This window comes from Pseudarthrobacter sp. MDT1-22, from assembly GCF_054511035.1.
Map to the genome: position 1 here is coordinate 139,203 of NZ_JBTNDK010000006.1, position 18,174 is coordinate 157,376.

General features: G+C 64.8%; 18 protein-coding genes. All 18 read left to right on the top strand.

The genetic code is table 11. The annotated features are described in order from the left end of the window. Nucleotides 1–48 precede the first annotated feature (48 nt). The 18 genes from ACX80M_RS07140 (at nt 49) to ACX80M_RS07225 (ending at nt 18,143) form a co-directional block, all read left to right on the top strand. Nucleotides 49–1,248 (top strand): amidohydrolase, encoded by a 1,200-nt coding sequence (locus ACX80M_RS07140; protein ID WP_252603650.1) that lies wholly within the window; start codon nt 49–51, stop codon nt 1,246–1,248. A 178-nt stretch (nt 1,249–1,426) separates the two neighbouring features. Beyond that, nucleotides 1,427–1,861, top strand: a complete 435-nt coding sequence (locus tag ACX80M_RS07145) for a MarR family winged helix-turn-helix transcriptional regulator (protein ID WP_252602441.1) — start codon at nt 1,427–1,429, stop codon at nt 1,859–1,861. Nucleotides 1,862–1,906: 45 nt separating this feature from the next. Next, the gene (locus ACX80M_RS07150) at nt 1,907–2,338 is read left to right on the top strand and encodes an organic hydroperoxide resistance protein (protein ID WP_459309315.1); all 432 of its coding nucleotides are present in this window, start codon (nt 1,907–1,909) and stop codon (nt 2,336–2,338) included. Beyond that, nucleotides 2,335–3,357, top strand: a complete 1,023-nt coding sequence (locus ACX80M_RS07155; RefSeq protein WP_252602438.1) for an NADP-dependent oxidoreductase — start codon at nt 2,335–2,337, stop codon at nt 3,355–3,357. The genes ACX80M_RS07150 and ACX80M_RS07155 overlap by 4 nt, the downstream gene beginning before the upstream one ends. A 297-nt stretch (nt 3,358–3,654) precedes the next feature. Next, nucleotides 3,655–4,761, top strand: coding sequence for a BMP family lipoprotein (locus tag ACX80M_RS07160; protein ID WP_445260466.1), 1,107 nt, complete (start codon nt 3,655–3,657; stop codon nt 4,759–4,761). Between the two features lie 174 nt (nt 4,762–4,935). Then, nucleotides 4,936–6,573 (top strand): ABC transporter ATP-binding protein, encoded by a 1,638-nt coding sequence (locus tag ACX80M_RS07165; protein WP_252602434.1) that lies wholly within the window; start codon nt 4,936–4,938, stop codon nt 6,571–6,573. Further along, entirely contained in the window at nt 6,566–7,933 is a 1,368-nt protein-coding gene (locus ACX80M_RS07170) for an ABC transporter permease (RefSeq protein ID WP_459309316.1), read from the top strand. The genes ACX80M_RS07165 and ACX80M_RS07170 overlap by 8 nt, the downstream gene beginning before the upstream one ends. After that, nucleotides 7,930–9,255 (top strand): ABC transporter permease, encoded by a 1,326-nt coding sequence (locus ACX80M_RS07175; protein WP_459309317.1) that lies wholly within the window; start codon nt 7,930–7,932, stop codon nt 9,253–9,255. Before ACX80M_RS07170 ends, ACX80M_RS07175 begins: the two co-directional genes overlap by 4 nt. A 5-nt stretch (nt 9,256–9,260) precedes the next feature. Beyond that, nucleotides 9,261–9,677 carry a cytidine deaminase gene (locus ACX80M_RS07180; protein WP_459309318.1) on the top strand — a complete coding sequence of 139 codons (417 nt, stop codon included), beginning with the start codon at nt 9,261–9,263 and terminating at the stop codon, nt 9,675–9,677. Next, nucleotides 9,674–10,987, top strand: coding sequence for a thymidine phosphorylase (locus ACX80M_RS07185; RefSeq protein WP_459309319.1), 1,314 nt, complete (start codon nt 9,674–9,676; stop codon nt 10,985–10,987). Before ACX80M_RS07180 ends, ACX80M_RS07185 begins: the two co-directional genes overlap by 4 nt. 5 nt (nt 10,988–10,992) lie before the next feature. Further along, on the top strand, nt 10,993–11,622 hold the full coding sequence (locus tag ACX80M_RS07190; RefSeq protein ID WP_252607798.1) for a DedA family protein: 630 nt from the start codon (nt 10,993–10,995) through the stop codon (nt 11,620–11,622). 105 nt (nt 11,623–11,727) lie between these two features. Next, the gene (locus ACX80M_RS07195; protein ID WP_252602417.1) at nt 11,728–12,456 is read left to right on the top strand and encodes a DedA family protein; all 729 of its coding nucleotides are present in this window, start codon (nt 11,728–11,730) and stop codon (nt 12,454–12,456) included. A gap of 39 nt (nt 12,457–12,495) precedes the next feature. After that, nucleotides 12,496–13,647: an adenosine deaminase gene (locus tag ACX80M_RS07200; protein ID WP_459309320.1), complete on the top strand. Its 1,152-nt coding sequence runs from the start codon at nt 12,496–12,498 to the stop codon at nt 13,645–13,647. Nucleotides 13,648–13,708: 61 nt separating this feature from the next. After that, a complete protein-coding gene (locus tag ACX80M_RS07205; protein WP_459309334.1) occupies nt 13,709–14,287 on the top strand; it encodes a MazG nucleotide pyrophosphohydrolase domain-containing protein in 579 nt (192 codons plus the stop codon). Nucleotides 14,288–14,418: 131 nt separating this feature from the next. Further along, nucleotides 14,419–15,699, top strand: a complete 1,281-nt coding sequence (eno, locus tag ACX80M_RS07210; protein ID WP_056343550.1) for a phosphopyruvate hydratase — start codon at nt 14,419–14,421, stop codon at nt 15,697–15,699. A gap of 134 nt (nt 15,700–15,833) precedes the next feature. After that, nucleotides 15,834–16,499, top strand: coding sequence for an FtsB family cell division protein (locus ACX80M_RS07215; RefSeq protein WP_459309321.1), 666 nt, complete (start codon nt 15,834–15,836; stop codon nt 16,497–16,499). Nucleotides 16,500–16,527: 28 nt separating this feature from the next. After that, on the top strand, nt 16,528–17,199 hold the full coding sequence (locus ACX80M_RS07220) for a DUF501 domain-containing protein (RefSeq protein WP_459309322.1): 672 nt from the start codon (nt 16,528–16,530) through the stop codon (nt 17,197–17,199). After that, on the top strand, nt 17,196–18,143 hold the full coding sequence (locus ACX80M_RS07225) for a Ppx/GppA phosphatase family protein (protein WP_252607800.1): 948 nt from the start codon (nt 17,196–17,198) through the stop codon (nt 18,141–18,143). The genes ACX80M_RS07220 and ACX80M_RS07225 overlap by 4 nt, the downstream gene beginning before the upstream one ends. Nucleotides 18,144–18,174 lie beyond the last annotated feature (31 nt).

Genomic DNA, 18,174 nt, shown 5'->3' on the forward strand with positions numbered 1-18,174 from the left:
CGCCCGCCGTGATGACGCTATTCCGTGGACGCTCGCTAGAGTAAATGAGTGCGTAATTACACTACTGAAGCCGAGCCCACCGCATTAGTGCGGCCATGGTTGGAACCCCTCCTGCCGGAGCTGATCGACTTCCGCCGAGATCTGCACGCGCACCCCGAGCTTTCCTTCAAGGAATTCCGCACCACAGACAAGCTGTTGGAGCGGCTCGAAGCCGCCGGACTGGCTCCGCGGCGGCTTGAAGGCACCGGCCTCACCGTCGACATCGGCGAGGGGCCCATCGCCACAGCGCTCCGGGGCGACATTGACGCCCTGCCCATCATCGAGGAAACGGGGCTGCCGTTTGCCTCGAAGAACCATGGCGTCACGCATGCCTGTGGCCACGACGTACACACCGCCGCCATGCTCGGCGTCGCTCTGGTCCTGCAGCGCATGCACGAGGAGTCCCCGCTGGGCGGTTCGGTCCGGATCATTTTCCAGCCTGCCGAGGAGACCATGCCCGGCGGCGCTCTGTCCTGCATTGAGCAGGGCGTCCTGGACGGTGTGCCGCGCATCCTTGCGCTGCACTGTGACCCGAGGATCGACGTCGGACGCATCGGCACGCGCATCGGCGCCATCACTTCCGCCTCGGACACCATCAGGATCGAGCTGAGCGGCCGCGGCGGCCATACCTCCCGTCCGCACCTGACGGAGGACCTCGTGTTCGCCCTGGCACAGATCGCCGTGAATGTTCCGGCTGTGCTGTCCCGCCGCGTTGACGTGCGCAGCGGTGTCTCTGTGGTGTGGGGCCATATCTCCGCCGGATCGGCGCCGAACGCCATTCCCGGCACGGGCTTCATGGCCGGGACCATGCGCTGCCTGGACCGCGATGCCTGGAAGGACGCCGGCGAGCTCCTGGACGAAGTGGTACATCAGGTGGCCGCGCCCTACGGTGTCGAAGTACGCCTGGAGCACACCAGGGGAGTGCCGCCGGTGGTGAACTCCGAGGACGAGACGGCTCTGATCGAGGCCGCAGCCCGCGCTGAAATCGGCGAGGGCGCCGTAGTGCTGACGCCGCAGTCCATGGGCGGCGAGGACTTCGCCTGGTTCCTGGCTGAACGGCCTGGCGCCATGATGCGCCTGGGTACCAAGACCCCCGGCGGCGAAGAGTACGACCTGCACCGCGGTGACTACATCCTGGACGAACGCGCCCTGGGCCTGGGTATCCAGGTCCTCACGGCAGCTGCCCTCCGGACCATCCGCGACCTCTAGCCCCGCGCCCCCGACCTACCTAAACCCCTGGCGCGAACGGACACTTAACCACCACCCCCGGCGCGAACTGGCAGATAACACCCTCAAATCCCGGTTTTGAGGGTGTTATCTGCTCGTTCACGCGTCCCTTTGGCGCGGTAAGTTGTGCACAATTGAATTGTGGACTACCGTCTTAGGTATGACTGAAGCCCCCCGCCTCGACCGCCAGGTGTGTTTTGCGCTGTACTCCGCGTCCCGCGCGGCAACAGCGGTCTACCGCCCCGTCTTGGAAGACCTCGGCCTGACGTACCCGCAATATCTGGTGATGCTGGTCCTCTGGGAATCGGAGCCGAAGGGCGTCAAGGAGCTCGGCGAGGAACTGGGCCTTGACTCCGGCACGCTGTCGCCGCTGCTCAAGCGGCTTGAGGCCATGGGGCTCGTGGAGCGCCGCCGGTCCGGGGAAGATGAGCGCCGTGTTGCAGTCCACCTGACGCCGACCGGGCGCTCGCTCAGCAGCAAGGCCAGCGGGATTCCACGGCACCTTGCGGACGCCGCCGGGTTGTCATCCGAGGAGCTGGAACAGCTTCGCACCACCTTGGAAAGGCTCACCGAAGCTCTTCACCGCGCGCACTGAGCGCCAAGATTTTCCGTTATCCACATCCAACAGGACGGACCACATATGAAGACTCTCTACACTGCCGAGGCCCTCGCTTCCGGCGAAGGCCGGGACGGCAACGCACGCACCAACGACGGCAAGCTGGATGTCTGCCTGGCCAGCCCTGTGGAGCTGGGCGGTGACGGCCAGGGCACCAACCCGGAGCAGCTGTTTGCCGCCGGTTACGCGGCCTGCTTCCACTCCGCGCTCCGCCTCGTAGGGCGCAAGGAGCGCGCAGACCTGACCGACTCGGCCGTCGCGGCCAAGATCCACTTTGGCGCGCTGACAGACGGCGTGGGCTATGGCCTCGCTGCTGAACTGGAGATCGCTGTTCCGGCCCTGGATCTCGCCACGGCCGAGTCCCTGGTCGCCCAAGCGCATCAGATTTGCCCATATTCCAACGCCACCCGCGGAAACATGACGGTGGAAATCAAGATCCTGGAGTTCGCAGCATGAGCCTGACAACGGCACTTCCAACATCCAGCCGGGAAATCCGCCTGGCCTCACGTCCGGTAGGGCGTCCGGTCAGTGAGAACTTCCGGCTGGCAGAGTCACCGCTGACGGAGCTTCAGGACGGCCAGATCCTGGTCCGCAACCTCTACATCTCCGTGGACCCTTACATGCGCGGCCGTATGAACGACGTCAAGTCGTACTCGGCGCCGTTCGCGCTGGATGCAGCGCTCGACGGCGGCGCCATTGGTGAGGTCATCGCGTCCAGGGCCGAAGGGCGGAAAGTGGGGGACGCCGTCGTCCATCAGCTGGGCTGGCGGGAATTCGCCGTACTGGACGCAGACTCAACCTCGGTTGCCCGCACGGACCTTGCGCCGGCGTCGGCGTTCCTTGGCGCGCTGGGCATGACCGGCCTGACGGCGTACGCCGGCCTGCTCAAAGTGGCGGAGTTCAAACCCGGCGATGCGGTGTTCGTGTCAGGTGCGGCGGGTGCCGTGGGCTCTCTTGTGGGCCAGATCGCCAAGGCGATGGGCGCTTCCAGGGTCATCGGCAGCGCGGGAACCGCGGAGAAGGTGGCCCGGCTCCTGGAACTGGGCTTCGACGCCGCGTTTAACTATAACGACGGGCCGGTGCTGGACCAGCTTGTCCAGGCCGCAGGACCCGCAGGCATTGACGTGTATTTCGACAACGTGGGCGGCGATCACCTGGAAGCTGCCCTGGCGGTCCTGAATGTGGGCGGCCGCGTTGCCATGTGCGGCGCGATAGCCCAGTACAACTCCACCGAACCCACCCCGTCACCGCGGAACCTCGCGCTTGCCATTGGCAAGCAGCTCATCCTGCGGGGGTTCCTGGTCGGCGGACAGCGCCAGCACAGTGCTGAATTCTTCGGGAAGATGTCAGCCTGGCTTGCGGACGGTTCAGTCCAGTATGACGAGACCGTGGTGGATGGACTGGAGAATGCGCCCCAGGCCTTCATGGATCTGCTCGATGGTGCGAACACCGGCAAGATGCTGGTGCGCCTCTAAGCTCCCCACCAGCGCGAACGGACACTTGGGGCCCCTCCCGGGCGGGCCCCAAGTGTCCGTTCGCGCTTAAAGGAGGGGCGCGCCAAGACGACTTCTACTGGTTGGTAACAAATTCTCAACAATCTTCGGGATCCGGCGCCAATGTGGTAGAGGATGCGCTGCAGGCCACTAATGTTGGTTCTATCAGAGCGCTTCGGCGCAGTGCTGCGGACCGTCAGTGAAAACAGAATTTCAGGGTTGAAACAGACACTCATTGAATTCACGTCGTAGCGCCTCTCTCTTCATCCTGGAGGAATCTTGAAGACATCACTGCGTGCACACGTCAAGCGCGGTTCAGTTGCTAGCGTGGCCACCATGGGTGCTACCGCACTCCTGCTGACCAGTTGCGGTGCGCCGCCCGAAGCAGGCAGCCCCACCGCGACGGCCACAGACTACACCGGTTGCATCGTTTCCGACTCCGGCGGATTCGATGACCAGTCGTTCAACCAGTCCTCCTACGATGGACTGAAGAAGGCTGAGAAGGACCTGGGCATCAAGGTCAACCAGGTCGAGTCCAAGACCAACAACGACTATGAGCCAAACCTCCGTGCCATGGTTGCCGCCAACTGCGACCTCACCCTGACCATCGGCTTCCTGTTGGGTGACGCCACGAAGACCCAGGCCGCGGCAAACCCGGAGAGCCGCTTCGCCATCATCGACTTCGGCTACGACACGCCCATCAGCAACGTCAAGCCCATCATCTACGACACCTCCCAGGCTGCGTTCCTGGCCGGTTACCTCGCTGCAGGCACCACCAAGACCGGAACCGTGGCCACCTTTGGCGGCATCAAGATCCCCACGGTCACCATCTTCATGGACGGCTATGCCGACGGCGTGAAGTACTACAACGAGAAGAAGGGCACCAGCGTCAAAGTCCTTGGCTGGGACAAAGCCTCGCAGGACGGCAGCTTTACCGGTGACTTCGAAAAGCAGGACGTTGGCAAGCAGCTCACCCAGAACTTCCTGGACCAGGGCGCGGACATCGTGATGCCCGTAGCCGGTCCGGTGGGCAAGGGCGCCGGCGCAGCCCTGAACGAAGCGAAGGCGGCAGGCAAGGACGTCAAGATGATCTGGGTGGACTCCGATGGCTTCCTCACTGCACCGGAATACAAGGACATCATGCTGTCCTCGGTCATGAAGCTCATGGGCGAGGCCGTTGAGACCGTAGTGAAGGAAGACAAGGAAGGCAAGTTCACCAACACGCCCTACGTGGGCACATTGGCGAACGACGGCGTCCAGCTGGCACCGTTCCACAGCTTCGACTCCCAGGTCTCTGCCGATCTGAAGTCCGAGCTGGACCAGCTCAAGAAAGACATCGTCGACGGCAAGCTGAAGGTCGAGTCAGCAGCAAGTCCCAAGGTATAGGCATCCTCGCCAAGCGCCGCCCCCGGATGGTCTTCGACTGCCCGGAGGTGGCGCTTTGCGTTGCAATGCAGGCCTCCGCGCTACCGCCCACCCGAGGCTGCAGGCACTAGGCTGGTGCTGCAGCCTCCTATCCCGTCCGGTTCCTGTACGGACGCTTCGAGATTGGTCAGAGTTTTGAAACTTGAACTCAGAGGGATCACCAAACGCTTCGGCTCCCTGCTCGCCAACGACCACATTGACGTGGTGGTTGAACCCGGACAGATCCACTGTCTGCTGGGCGAGAACGGGGCCGGCAAGTCCACCCTGATGAATGTGCTGTATGGGCTCTACGAGCCCTCCGAGGGCGAGATCCTCATCGACGACAAACCGGTTTCGTTCCGCGGGCCCGGCGACGCCATGGCCGCCGGGATCGGCATGGTGCACCAGCACTTCATGCTGGTCCCCGTCTTCACCGTCGCGGAGAACGTGGCCCTTGGAGCCGAGACCACCAAGGCCGGCGGCTTCCTCAATCTGGAGGACACCCGCCGCAAGATCAAGCAGATTTCCGACCGCTACGGGTTCGACGTCGATCCCGACGCGCTGGTGGAGGACCTCCCCGTGGGTGTCCAGCAGCGTGTGGAAATCATCAAGGCACTGGTCCGCGACGCCAGGGTACTGATCCTGGATGAGCCCACGGCAGTGCTGACGCCCCAGGAAACGGACGAACTGCTGGACATCATGCGCCAGCTCAAGTCCAGCGGAACCTCGATTGTCTTCATCTCGCACAAGCTGCGTGAAGTGAAAGCCGTCTCGGACACCATCACCGTGATCCGCCGCGGCAAAGTTGTGGGTTCGGCCAGTCCTGGTGACTCCACAGCAGAGCTGGCCTCCATGATGGTGGGCCGCGCCGTCAGCCTCACGCTCGACAAAGCCCCCGCCAGCCCCAAGGAGAAGACTTTCCAGGTCAAGGACCTCACAGTCATTGCTCCGAACGGTCAGCACACCGTGGACGGCATCAGTTTCGACATTGCGCGCGGAGAGATCCTGGCGGTTGCGGGCGTCCAAGGCAACGGGCAGACCGAACTGACCGAAGCCATCCTCGGGCTGCAGGACCGCGTGCAGGGCTCCATTCTCCTGGACAACGTGGAGCTCGTGGGCCGCAGCGTGAAGGACGTCCTCAACGCCGGTGTCGGCTTCGTCCCGGAAGATAGGTCTGTTGATGGCCTGATCGGCACGTTCTCGATCGCCGAAAACCTGATCCTTGACCGTTACGATCAGCCACCGTTTGCCAAGGGCATCAGCATGAGCCCGGCAAAGGTCCTGGAGAACGCGAAATCGCGGATCGATGAGTTCGATGTCCGGACGCCCTCGGGCCTGCTGGCCGCCGGCACCCTCTCGGGCGGCAACCAGCAAAAGGTGGTCATGGCGCGGGAACTGTCCCGGCCGCTGCGCCTCTTTATCGCCTCCCAGCCCACCCGCGGTGTGGACGTCGGGTCCATCGAGTTCCTGCACAAGCGGATCGTGTCCGAACGTGACCAGGGCACACCGGTCATGATCATCTCCACCGAACTGGATGAGGTCATGGAACTCGCCGACCGTATCGCCGTGCTCTACAAGGGCAAACTTGTGGGAATCGTCCCCGCAGGCACCGGACGCGATGTCCTGGGCCTGATGATGGCAGGGATCTCCGCGGAAGACGCCGCCAGCGCAGACCATGCCGGCCCGGTGAAAGCTGACACACCGGCCACTGAAACGCCCCCGGCCGACACGAAGGATGCCGCTACCGCAGAACGCCGTGCAGCCTCCAGCCCCGAAGGAGGCGATCATGTCTGAAAGGCATCCCCCTAAGCATGCTGACCAGCACCCGAAACCGCACCAGCCGACCCCGGCGGCGGACGAAACCGCCGCAGGAGTGGCCGTGGACACGGCCGGCGGCGCCATCAGCCCTTCAGCCGTACCAGCCAGTGCCCAAAGCGGAAAGCCGCCCGGCGGGCCGGACACGCTGCTCCGGAAGATCTTCACCGGCAGCGGCATGGTCTCAGTCCTGGCGGTGCTGCTGGCACTCGTGATCGGCGGACTGCTCATTGCCGCCACGGACGAACGCGTCGGTGCCACGTCGTCGTACCTTTTCGCCCGGCCCACCGATTTCCTTTCCGCGGTCTGGGACGCTGCCACCCGGTCCTATGCGGCGTTGTTCCAGGGGTCCGTCTTCAACCCCAGGGGTTCCAGCCTGGCCGCCCGGTTCGCACCCATGATGGAGACACTCACCATCGCCACACCGCTCATCACGGCTGGCCTGGGCGTTGCCCTCGCGTTCCGGGCAGGCCTGTTCAACATTGGTGCCCAGGGCCAGATCATCATGGCAGGCATCCTGGCGGCCTGGGTTGGTTTTGCCCTGCACCTTCCCCTGGGCCTGCACCTGTTGCTGGTGCTGGTTGCGGGCATCGTGGGCGGCGCTCTCTGGGGTGGCCTGGTTGGCCTTCTCAAAGCCAGGACAGGTGCCCACGAAGTCATCGTGACCATCATGTTCAACTACATCGCCCTTTACTTCCTGCGGTACCTGCTGAACACGCCGGCGTTCCAGCGCCCGGGGGAGTCGAACCCGATCTCGCCCATCCTGGATCCCACCGCGATTTACCCCCAGATTTTCGGCTCGCAGTACCGCCTGCACCTTGGCTTTGTCCTGGCCATCGCGGCCACCGTCCTGGTGTGGTGGCTGCTGAACCGCTCCACCGTCGGCTTTGAATTCCGGGCAGTCGGGGCCAACCCCAAGGCCTCGCTGACCGCCGGCATCAACGTCTCGCGATCCACCATCCTGGTCATGGCAATAGCCGGCGCACTCGCCGGAATGTCCGGAGTGGCCCAGGTGGCGGGCACGGAAAAGGTCCTGACAGACGGCGTCGCTGCAACGTACGGGTTTGACGCCATCACGGTGGCGCTGCTGGGACGTTCGACGCCGTGGGGCACCTTCGCTGCCGGCCTGCTGTTCGGCGCCTTCCGCGCCGGTGCCGTGCAGATGCAGATCCAGACCGGAACGCCCATCGACATCGTCCTGGTGGTCCAGTCGCTGATTGTCCTCTTCATCGCGGCCCCGCCGCTGGTGCGGGCAGTCTTCGGGCTGAACCCCCGCCGCAAGAAGCCGGCCAAGGCCGGAAAAACCCAGCAGGCAGCAACCACCGGAGGCGCAGCATGAGCGCAACAGCAACATCGCCCCTGCCGGGACGCGGAACGCCCGGAACATCGCCCCAGGCCGACGAGGCCCAGCCAACATCCGGCAAACCGGTGCTCTGGAAAACCCCCGTCCTGCTCTCGGCGCTGGGACTCGTCGCTTTTGTTTTCTTCGGCCTGATGGGATCAGCGCAGACCGCAAGGTTCGGAATTTCCACCGGCGGGGATTTCTTCCAGCTACCCACGCTGGAAATTCCTGCAATGCCGGGCGGCATCGTCCTCTCGGTCCTGATGCTTGGGCTCGCGGCCTATGCCGTCTATCTGAAGACCAAGGCCCGGCCCACGCCGGCCTGGCTGACCGTCACTTTTACGGTGCTGTTTGTGGCAGCCTTCCTCATCTGGGTGGTGGGCGGTGCCCGGACGCCCAGCATTTCGCTCGCCGGACTCATCGCCGGTTCGGTCACCCTGGCCGTCCCGCTGGTGTTCGGCTCTTTGTCCGGCGTGCTGTGCGAGCGGGTCGGGGTAGTCAACATCGCCATCGAAGGCCAACTCCTGGGCGGCGCCTTCACCGCGGCAATCGTGGCCAGCATTACGCAGAACCCCTTCGTGGGCCTGCTCGCGGCCGCTGTGGCCGGCGCGGCGGTGTCCATGGTGCTTGCGGTGTTCAGCATCAGGTACCTGGTCAACCAAATCATCGTCGGCGTGGTGCTCAACGTACTGGTTTCCGGCGTCACCGGCTTCCTGTTCAGCACTGTTATGCAGGCGGACAAAGCTAAGTTCAACTCACCGCCCGGCCTGGACATCGTCCAGATTTCCATCCTCTCCGGAATCCCGATCCTCGGCCCCATCCTGTTCAAGCAGTCGCTGGTGGGCTACCTGATGTACGTCGCCGTCATCGTTGTATGGGTTGGGCTGTTCAAAACCAAGTGGGGCCTGCGGGTACGCGCTGTGGGTGAACACCCGCAGGCAGCCGACACGATGGGCATCAAGGTCAACGCCACGCGCTTCTGGAACGTGACCCTGGGTGGTGCCATTGCAGGTATCGGTGGCTCGTTCTTCACGCTCGTGGCGATCGACAGCTTCACGAAGGAGATCTCCGGCGGACGAGGCTTCATCGCACTCGCCGCGCTGATCTTCGGACGCTGGAACCCGATCGGCGCGTTCTTCGCCGCCCTGCTGTTCGGCTTTGCAGACAACCTGCAGAGCATTGTGACTATCATCGGAACCCCGGTGCCGAGCCAGTTCATGGCCATGCTGCCCTACCTGGTGACGGTGCTGGCCGTGGCCGGGCTGGTGGGCCGGTCCAGGCCACCGGCAGCCAGCGGCATCCCGTACGTCAAGGGTTGACGGCCGTGGAACAGGATCGGGTTTCGCTCCCCATCGACTGGCAGGCCCTGGAGGCCGCGGCCGTGGACGCCATGAAAAACGCCTACGCCCCGTATTCGAAGTTCCCGGTGGGGGCCGCGGCCTTCACCGAGGACGGGCGGCTGGTCAGCGGCTGCAACGTGGAGAACGCCAGCTACGGGCTCTCCCTGTGTGCTGAATGTGCCCTGGTGGGAAACCTGCACATGACCGGCGGCGGGTTGTTGCGCGCCTTCTACTGCGTAGACGCTGCGGGCAACGTGCTGATGCCGTGCGGCCGCTGCCGACAGCTTCTCTATGAATTCCGCGCGCCTGACATGGAGCTTATGACCACCCAAGGCATCAAAACCATGGACCAGGTGCTGCCCGACGCATTTGGTCCCCAAAACCTGGAGGATCCAAGGTGACACAGGCAACTGAGGCATTCGACGCCGTCGACATCATCCGCACCAAGCGGGACCGGGGCGCCCTGAGCCCGGAGCAGATCGACTGGACCATTGACGCGTACACCCGTGGGGTCATCGCGGACGAACAGATGGCTGCGTTGAACATGGCCATCCTGCTCAACGGCATGGACCGCGCCGAAATTTCGCGCTGGACGGCGGCGATGATTGCCTCGGGTGAACGGATGGACTTCGGCGGCCTCCGGCGGCCCGACGGCGGCGTGAAGGCTACGACCGACAAGCATTCCACCGGGGGAGTGGGGGACAAGATCACGCTGCCGCTGGCACCCCTGGTGGCAGTGTTTGGCGTGGCCGTGCCCCAGTTGTCCGGCCGGGGACTTGGCCACACCGGCGGCACCCTGGACAAGCTGGAATCGATCCCCGGCTGGCGGGCGGCCCTGAGCAACAGCGAAATGATGGCGCAGCTCCAGGACGTCGGCGCCGTGATCTGCGCTGCCGGGGCGGGGCTGGCGCCGGCGGACAAGAAGCTCTACGCACTGCGTGACGTTACCGGCACGGTGGAGGCAATTCCGCTGATCGCCTCCTCGATCATGAGCAAAAAGATCGCCGAAGGCACGGGGTCCCTGGTCCTGGACGTCAAGGTGGGCAGCGGCGCCTTTATGAAGGACGAAGCCCGGGCACGCGAACTGGCCGAAACCATGGTGGCACTCGGCAAGGACGCGGGAGTGAACACCGTGGCGCTGCTGACCAACATGAGCACCCCGCTCGGCCTCACCGCAGGCAACGCGATCGAAGTGGAGGAATCCGTGGAGGTCCTGGCCGGCGGCGGCCCGGAAGACGTCGTCGAACTCACCGTCCGGCTGGCCGAAGAAATGCTGGCCTGCGCTGGCGTACACGACGCCGATCCGCGCGCCGCGTTGAAGGACGGCCGGGCCATGGACGTCTGGAACCGGATGATCGAAGCGCAGGGCGGAGATCCGCGCGCCAAGCTGCCGGTCGCCAAGGAATCCGAGGTCATCTACGCCCCGGCCGACGGTGTCCTGGTAGGGCTCGATGCCTTGGCAGTGGGCGTTGCGGCGTGGCGCCTCGGCGCGGGACGTGCCCGCAAGGAAGACGCCGTCCAGGCCGGTGCAGGGATCCGCATGCATGCAAAGCCTAGTGCCACGGTCCGTGCCGGCGAGCCGCTGATGACGCTGCTCACGGACACGCCGGAAAAGTTCGCACGCGCCAAGGAATCTCTTGAACACGCCGTCACGGTTGCCCCGGAAGGGTCGCGCCCGGCCCAGCAGCTCATCATCGACCGAATAGCATAGGGACAATGCAGGCCATCAATGAATTCATCCTTGCCGCCGCCGGGCAGCCGTGGGTGCTCCTCCTTGTGCTGGCCTGCTGCCTGATCGACGGGTTTTTCCCGCCTATCCCCAGTGAATCCGTGGTGGTGGGGCTGGCCGCAGTGGCCGCCACCGCGGACGTCCCCAATCCCTGGCTGCTGATGGCCGTCGCGGGCCTGGGCGCCTTCTCAGGCGACAACATCGCGTATGTCATTGGCCGCCGGGTGGGTACCCGGCGCTGGCACTGGATGCGCGGACCGCGGATGCAAAGTGCCTTCCGATGGGCAGGAGACGAGCTGAGGAAGCGGCCGGCGTCGCTCATCCTGGTGGCGCGGTTCATCCCTATCGGAAGGGTTGCCGTTAACCTCACCGCGGGCGTGACCCACTATCACCACTTGCGTTTCGTCGGCCTGACGGTCCTTTCCGCCACGCTCTGGGCCTCCTACTCGGTGGGTATCGGGTTGTTCTTCGGCCAGTGGTTCGAGAACAACCATCTGCTCGGCGCGGCCATCGCAATCGTCTGCGCCGTGGGCCTTGGAATCGTGGTGGATCTGATCATTAACCGCATCCGGGGAAAGGTTCCTGTGGTGGAGCGCCTGAAGGATCCGGAACCCTAGGGTTTGCGGCGTCCGTGCGTAGCGGGCAGGGTCCCGGGCATGGGACACTGAAGAGCGACTTACGTCACTTCCGGCTGCATCATTTCGTCTAGGAGCAAGACCCGCGTGGAGTTTATTAATGAGGCCGTGCTCCATGCAGCGGGCCAATGGTGGATCTACCCGGTCCTTCTTGTGTTCTTCTTCATCGACGGCTTTGCCATGGTGGTCCCCAGTGAGACGCTGATTGTGGCGTTGGCCGCGTTTTCCCGGCACAGCGGTGAACCGAATCTCTGGATCCTGGGCGCGACAGCACTGGTCGGTGCCATCGCCGGTGACAACATGGCCTTTATGCTCGGCCGCAGGATCGGCCTCAACCGCTGGAAGTGGATGCGGCGTCCCAAAGTGCAGAAGGCCTTCGGCTGGGCACGGTATGAACTCGAAAAACGCGGCGCCGTCCTGATCTTCACGGCGCGCTATATTCCCTGGGGCCGGGTGGCGGTCAACTATGTGGCCGGCAGTACCGGCTTCGCGCACCGCCGGTTCTTCCTGCTGGATGCCTTCGCCTGCATCACGTGGGTGGGGTACTCCATCGGCATCGGGATCCTGGCCAGTTCGTTCCCCTGGCTCCACCACAACCCGCTGCTCAGCGCAGGCATTGCCGTGGTGTTCGCGATCGTGCTGGGCATCCTGATCGACCACCTCCTGCGCTGGTGGCACAAGCACCTGGCCCGCAATGACGCCGAAACTGTGGATGAATGGCTCGACGGCGGCCCGGAAGGTGCCCTGCCCGCGCACACCGCGGCTTCGCCGCTGCTGGCGTCCTCCCCGGCTGAGGCTGAGCAGCGCGGACAGTAGCGGCTGGCATAAGCCGCTTCCCGACCCTAAGGTTGGAAGGTGACTGAGCCTATTGTTGACGCTGCCCCTGCCATCGATTTCGACCTGAAGAGCCTGCCTAAGGTTTCGCTCCACGACCACCTGGACGGTGGTCTCCGTCCAGCCACCATCATCGAACTGGCCGAGGCCGTTGGCCACACGTTGCCCTCCACCGATCCGGTGGCCCTGGTCGAGTGGTTCCGCGAGTCCGCGGACTCCGGCTCGCTGGTCCGCTACCTGGAGACGTTCGACCACACAGTCGCCGTGATGCAGACCAAGGAAGGCCTCATCCGCGTCGCCAAGGAATTCGTGGAGGACCTCGCGGACGACGGCGTGGTGTACGGCGAAGTGCGCTGGGCACCGGAGCAGCACCTCCAGAAGGGCCTGTCCCTGGACGAGGTTGTTGAAGCAGTCCAGGATGGCCTCGAAGCCGGCGTGGACGCCGTGACCGAAAGCGGCCGCGAAATCCAGGTGGGTCAGCTGATCACCGCCATGCGCCACGCAGACCGTGGCCAGGAAATCGCGGAACTGGCTGTCCGCCACCGCAACAAGGGCGCTGTGGGCTTTGACATCGCCGGGGCTGAAGACGGCTTCCTCCCGTCCCGGTTCAAGGACGCCTTCACGTACCTCGCCCAGCACAACTTCCCCGCGACGGTACACGCCGGCGAGGCCGCCGGACTCGAAAGCATCCAGTCCGCCCTCGTTGACGGCCGGGCACTGCGCTTGGGCCACGGCGTCCGCATCGCCGAGGACATCATGGTGGAGTTCGACGACGAAGACGACGACAGCACGGTGAGCGACGAGGACAGCATCGGCCTGGTCACCTTGGGCGACCTGTCCAGCTGGATCCGCGACCGCGGCATCGCCCTGGAGATCTGCCCGTCATCGAACCTCCAGACCGGAGCGATCGCCGGTTTCGGCGAGGGCATCGAGAGCCACCCGCTGGACATGCTGTACCAGCTGGGCTTCAACGTCACCATCAACACCGACAACCGGCTGATGAGCGGCGTCACCCTGACGGACGAGTTCGAACTCCTCGTGGAAACCTTCGACTACGACCTCGACGATCTGCTGGAGCTCACGCTGAACGCTGCCGAGGCCTCCTTCCTGCCGCTTGAAGAGAAGGAAGCGTTGGTGGAGTACATCAACGACGCCTACGACAACCTTGGCTGAGCAGGCTCCCATCGACAGGCTGGTCGCTGTCGTAGCCCAGCTGCGGGAGCACTGCCCGTGGATGGGCGCCCTCACTCATGCCTCGCTGGTGGAGTACCTCCTAGAGGAGGCCTTTGAGGTTGCCGAGACCATCGAGACCGGCGCGGATGACGCCGAGCTTCGCGGCGAACTGGGCGATGTGCTGCTTCAGGTAGTGCTGCACGCCCGGCTCGCCGAGGAGCGCGGCACGTTCACGTTCGACGACGTCGCCCGCGGGCTGAGTGCCAAAATGGTCCGCCGCAATCCCCATGTCTTCCGGTCCGACGGCACGCTGCAGGACACCTTCCCTGCCTCGGTGGCGGAGATTGTCCGTAAATGGGACGCCGTGAAGACTGCGGAACGTCCGGAGCGAACGGGGCCCTTTGAAGGGATCCCGGACGCGCTGCCGGCCCTGGCGAAGGCGCAGAAGTTCCTTGACCGGGCCGAACGGGCCGGAACTGTGGTTGAGCTTGCGGAAACCCCGGAAGTCGAAACCGCAACGACGGAGGAGGAGCTCGGCGACCTGCTGCTCGCCGTCGTCGGCTCTGCCCGTGCCAAGGGATTCGACGCCGAACGTGCCCTTCGGGGCGCCATCCGGCGCCAGTTCGCGTCGCCATCATGACGTCCGGGTGATGGATAGGGTTCCGTAACGTGCACCACTCTCGACTAGGCTTGGTCCTGACGAGGACGTCCCAGATTTAACGCTTTTTCCAGCTGTTCGTTCCCCCAAAATCGCCCATAAGGAGCACATCCATGGCGCTTATCGATGCCATCCACGCCCGCGAAATCCTCGATTCCCGCGGAAACCCGACCGTAGAAGTTGAAGTACTGCTCTCCGATGGCCAGATCGGCCGCGCGGCAGTACCCTCCGGTGCCTCCACCGGTGAGCACGAGGCTGTTGAGCTCCGTGACGGAGACAAGGGACGTTACCTCGGCAAGGGTGTCCAGAAGGCCGTTGACGCTGTCATCGACCAGATCGCTCCGGCACTGACCGGCTTCGACGCCACCGACCAGCGCAGCATCGACCAGGCCATGATCGACCTGGACGGCACCCCCAACAAGGCCAAGCTCGGCGCCAACGCCATCCTGGGCGTTTCGCTGGCCGTTGCCAACGCCGCTGCCGCCTCCGCAGACCTGCCGCTGTACAAGTACCTGGGCGGCCCCAACGCGCACGTCCTGCCGGTTCCGCTGATGAACATCCTCAACGGTGGCTCGCACGCCGACTCCGACGTGGACATCCAGGAATTCATGATCGTCCCGATCGGCGCCGAGACCTTCTCCGAGGGCCTCCGCTGGGGCGTCGAGGTCTACCACAACCTCAAGTCCGTCCTGCAGGCCAAGGGCCTGTCCACCGGCCTGGGTGACGAAGGCGGCTTCGCGCCTAACCTGCCGTCCAACCGTGCTGCGCTGGACCTGATCCAGGAAGCCATCACGAACGCCGGCTACACCCCGGGCAAGGACATCGCACTGGCACTGGACGTCGCCTCCTCCGAGTTCTTCAAGGACGGCGCCTACCAGTTCGAGGGCAAGGCACTGTCCGCCACCGAGATGAGCGCCTACTACGCCGAGCTCGTGGCCGACTACCCGCTGGTTTCCATCGAGGATCCCCTGGATGAGAACGACTGGGACGGCTGGAAGACCCTCACCGACAGCATCGGTGACAAGGTCCAGCTCGTGGGCGATGACCTCTTCGTCACCAACCCGGCCATCCTGCAGCGCGGCATCGACACCAAGACCGCCAACTCGCTGCTGGTCAAGGTCAACCAGATCGGTTCACTGACCGAAACGCTGGACGCCGTCAGCCTGGCACAGCGCGCCGGTTACACCACCATCACCTCGCACCGCTCCGGCGAGACCGAGGACACCACCATCGCCGACATCTCGGTGGCCACCAACGCCGGCCAGATCAAAACCGGTGCCCCGGCACGCTCGGAGCGCGTTGCCAAGTACAACCAGCTCCTGCGCATCGAAGAAGAACTCGACGACGCCGCACGCTACGCCGGCCGCAGCGCCTTTCCGCGTTTCAAGGGCTAGTAGCCGCGTAAATCTCTGACCGGTGGCTATGGTTGAAAGACCATAGCCACCGGTTTTTGTTTAGCCGGCATTGATTGAGCCGGCATCAAGCGCAGAGTTGCGGCCAGAGGCAGGCCGCACGTTTCAGGAGTGTCATGGCCACCCGCCGTCCCAAAGTTCCCAAAGCCGCGTCGAAGCATCAGGCCAGCACGGACCCAGCCAGGGAAGACGCCGGCGTCATCCGCGCCGATTTTGGCGGTACAGCCGGCAGCGCAAAGGGCGGGACCAAGGGCAAAGCCAGCCCGGCGTTCGGCGCCGGAACGTCCGCACCGGACACCAGGATGCCGGCCACCAAAGGGCAGGGGAGCGGCCACAGCGGTAACGCCGCGGGCGGGACACCGAAGCCTGACACCACTCAGGATGACACTCAGCCCATACCTGCCAAGGCGTTCTCCGGCCGCATGCTGGCACTGGCGGTGGTCATGATTGCCATCACCATCATGCTGGCACCCACCGTGAAGATCTTCTTCGACAAACGGGCGGAGCTCGCCGCCCTCAGCGCCGATATTGCCGCCCGCCAGGCCGAGCAGGACGGCCTGCGGCAGCAGATCTCACGGTGGCAGGATCCGAACTACGTGAAACAGCAGGCCCGCGACCGCATTAACATGGTTATGCCGGGTGAATCCGGCTACTGGGTCTTCGGTGGCGATCTGCCGGCCGGAACAAGCAGTAGCCTGACCGCCACAGCAGCACAAGACCCCGCCGATCTGCCGTGGGTGGATTCCCTGTGGGAGTCCATCAGGCGTGCGGCCACAGACTGAACAGCTAGAGGAAGGATGGCCCGCGCCAGTGGAAGAAAACACGGCGACTGCGCCGGAGAAGTCCCGCCAGCCATCAGCACACGATCTTGAAGTACTCAGCAGGCAGTTGGGACGGCCGGTGCGCGATGTGGTGGAAATCCCGGCGCGCTGCGTCTGTGGCAACCCCCTCGTCGCCGCCACCGCACCGCGGCTGAGCAGCGGGACGCCGTTTCCCACCACGTTTTATCTGACGCACCCCGTCATCACGTCGGCGGTTTCCAGGCTGGAAGCTGCCGGGCTGATGAACGACATGAATGAACGCCTGAGCGCCGATGAGCCCCTCGCGGCCGCCTACCGTGCGGCGCACGAGGACTATCTTGGAGCCCGCGCGGCCATCGGCGAGCGTTCCGGCATCGGCGCCGTCCCGGAGATTGACGGCATCTCCGCCGGCGGCATGCCCACCCGGGTCAAATGCCTCCACGTCCTGGTGGGCCACTCCCTCGCGGCAGGTCCCGGCGTGAACCCGCTGGGGGATGAGGCCATTGCCGGCATCGGTGAATGGTGGACAACGGACCGCTGCTACTGCGACGGCGCATGGGACACCGCAGGGGAGGCCCCGTCAAAGGATCTCAGCCGCCACGGACCCCAGGGCCTGCCGGAGATCGTGGGCCGGCCCGCTCCGGTCCGCAAGACAGCAAGCGCTGACGGGGCAGGGGCATGACCCGCGTCGCCGCCATCGACTGCGGCACGAACTCGCTCCGCCTGCTCATCGCCGACATCGACCGCAGCACCGGGACAGCGAAGCTCACCGACGTTGTCCGCGAAATGCGGGTTGTCCGGCTGGGCCAGGGCGTGGACGCCACCGGCGAACTTGCCCCTGAGGCACTGGAGCGCACCTTCGCGGCCACAGGGGATTACGCAGCCATGATCCGTGAGTATGGCGCCGAGTCCATCCGTTTTGTGGCAACCTCGGCCAGCCGGGACGCGCGCAACCGCCAGGTTTTTGTGGACGGAATCCGGGAACTGCTGGGCGTTGAGCCGGAGGTTATCTCGGGCGATGAAGAAGCTGCCCTGTCGTTCGCCGGGGCCAGCAGCGTGCTGCCCATCCTTGACGGCGAGCAGGTGCTGGTGGTGGACCTCGGCGGCGGCAGCACGGAGTTCGTCCTCGGAACCTCCGACGGCGTCACGGCCGCCAAGTCCGTGGATGTCGGCTGCGTCCGCCTGACCGAACGGCACCTGCAGGACGATCCGCCCACGGCGGAGCAGATCGCCGCCGCGGAAGCCGACATCGACGCCGCCATCGCCCGGGCGGGGCTGGACGTTCCGCTGGAACGCGCCACAGCCGTCGTCGGGGTGGCCGGCTCGATCACCACCATCACCGCCCATGCCCTGCGGCTTACGGAGTACTCGCCGGCGGCGATCCACGGGACGGAATTGTCCATCGGCACCATCACCGAAGCCGCTACTGACCTCCTCCACATGACCAGGCGAGAACGTGCCGAACTGGCGTACATGCACCCCGGCCGCGTCGACGTAATGGGCGCCGGCGGGCTGGTGTGGCGGCGCATCCTGGAGCGGCTGAATGAACTCACCGCGGGCCGGATCGTCACGGCCACGGCCAGTGAACACGATATTCTTGACGGAATTGCCCTGAGCATCCACTAACCAGGCCTTCAGCCAACCAAAGCATGGGAAC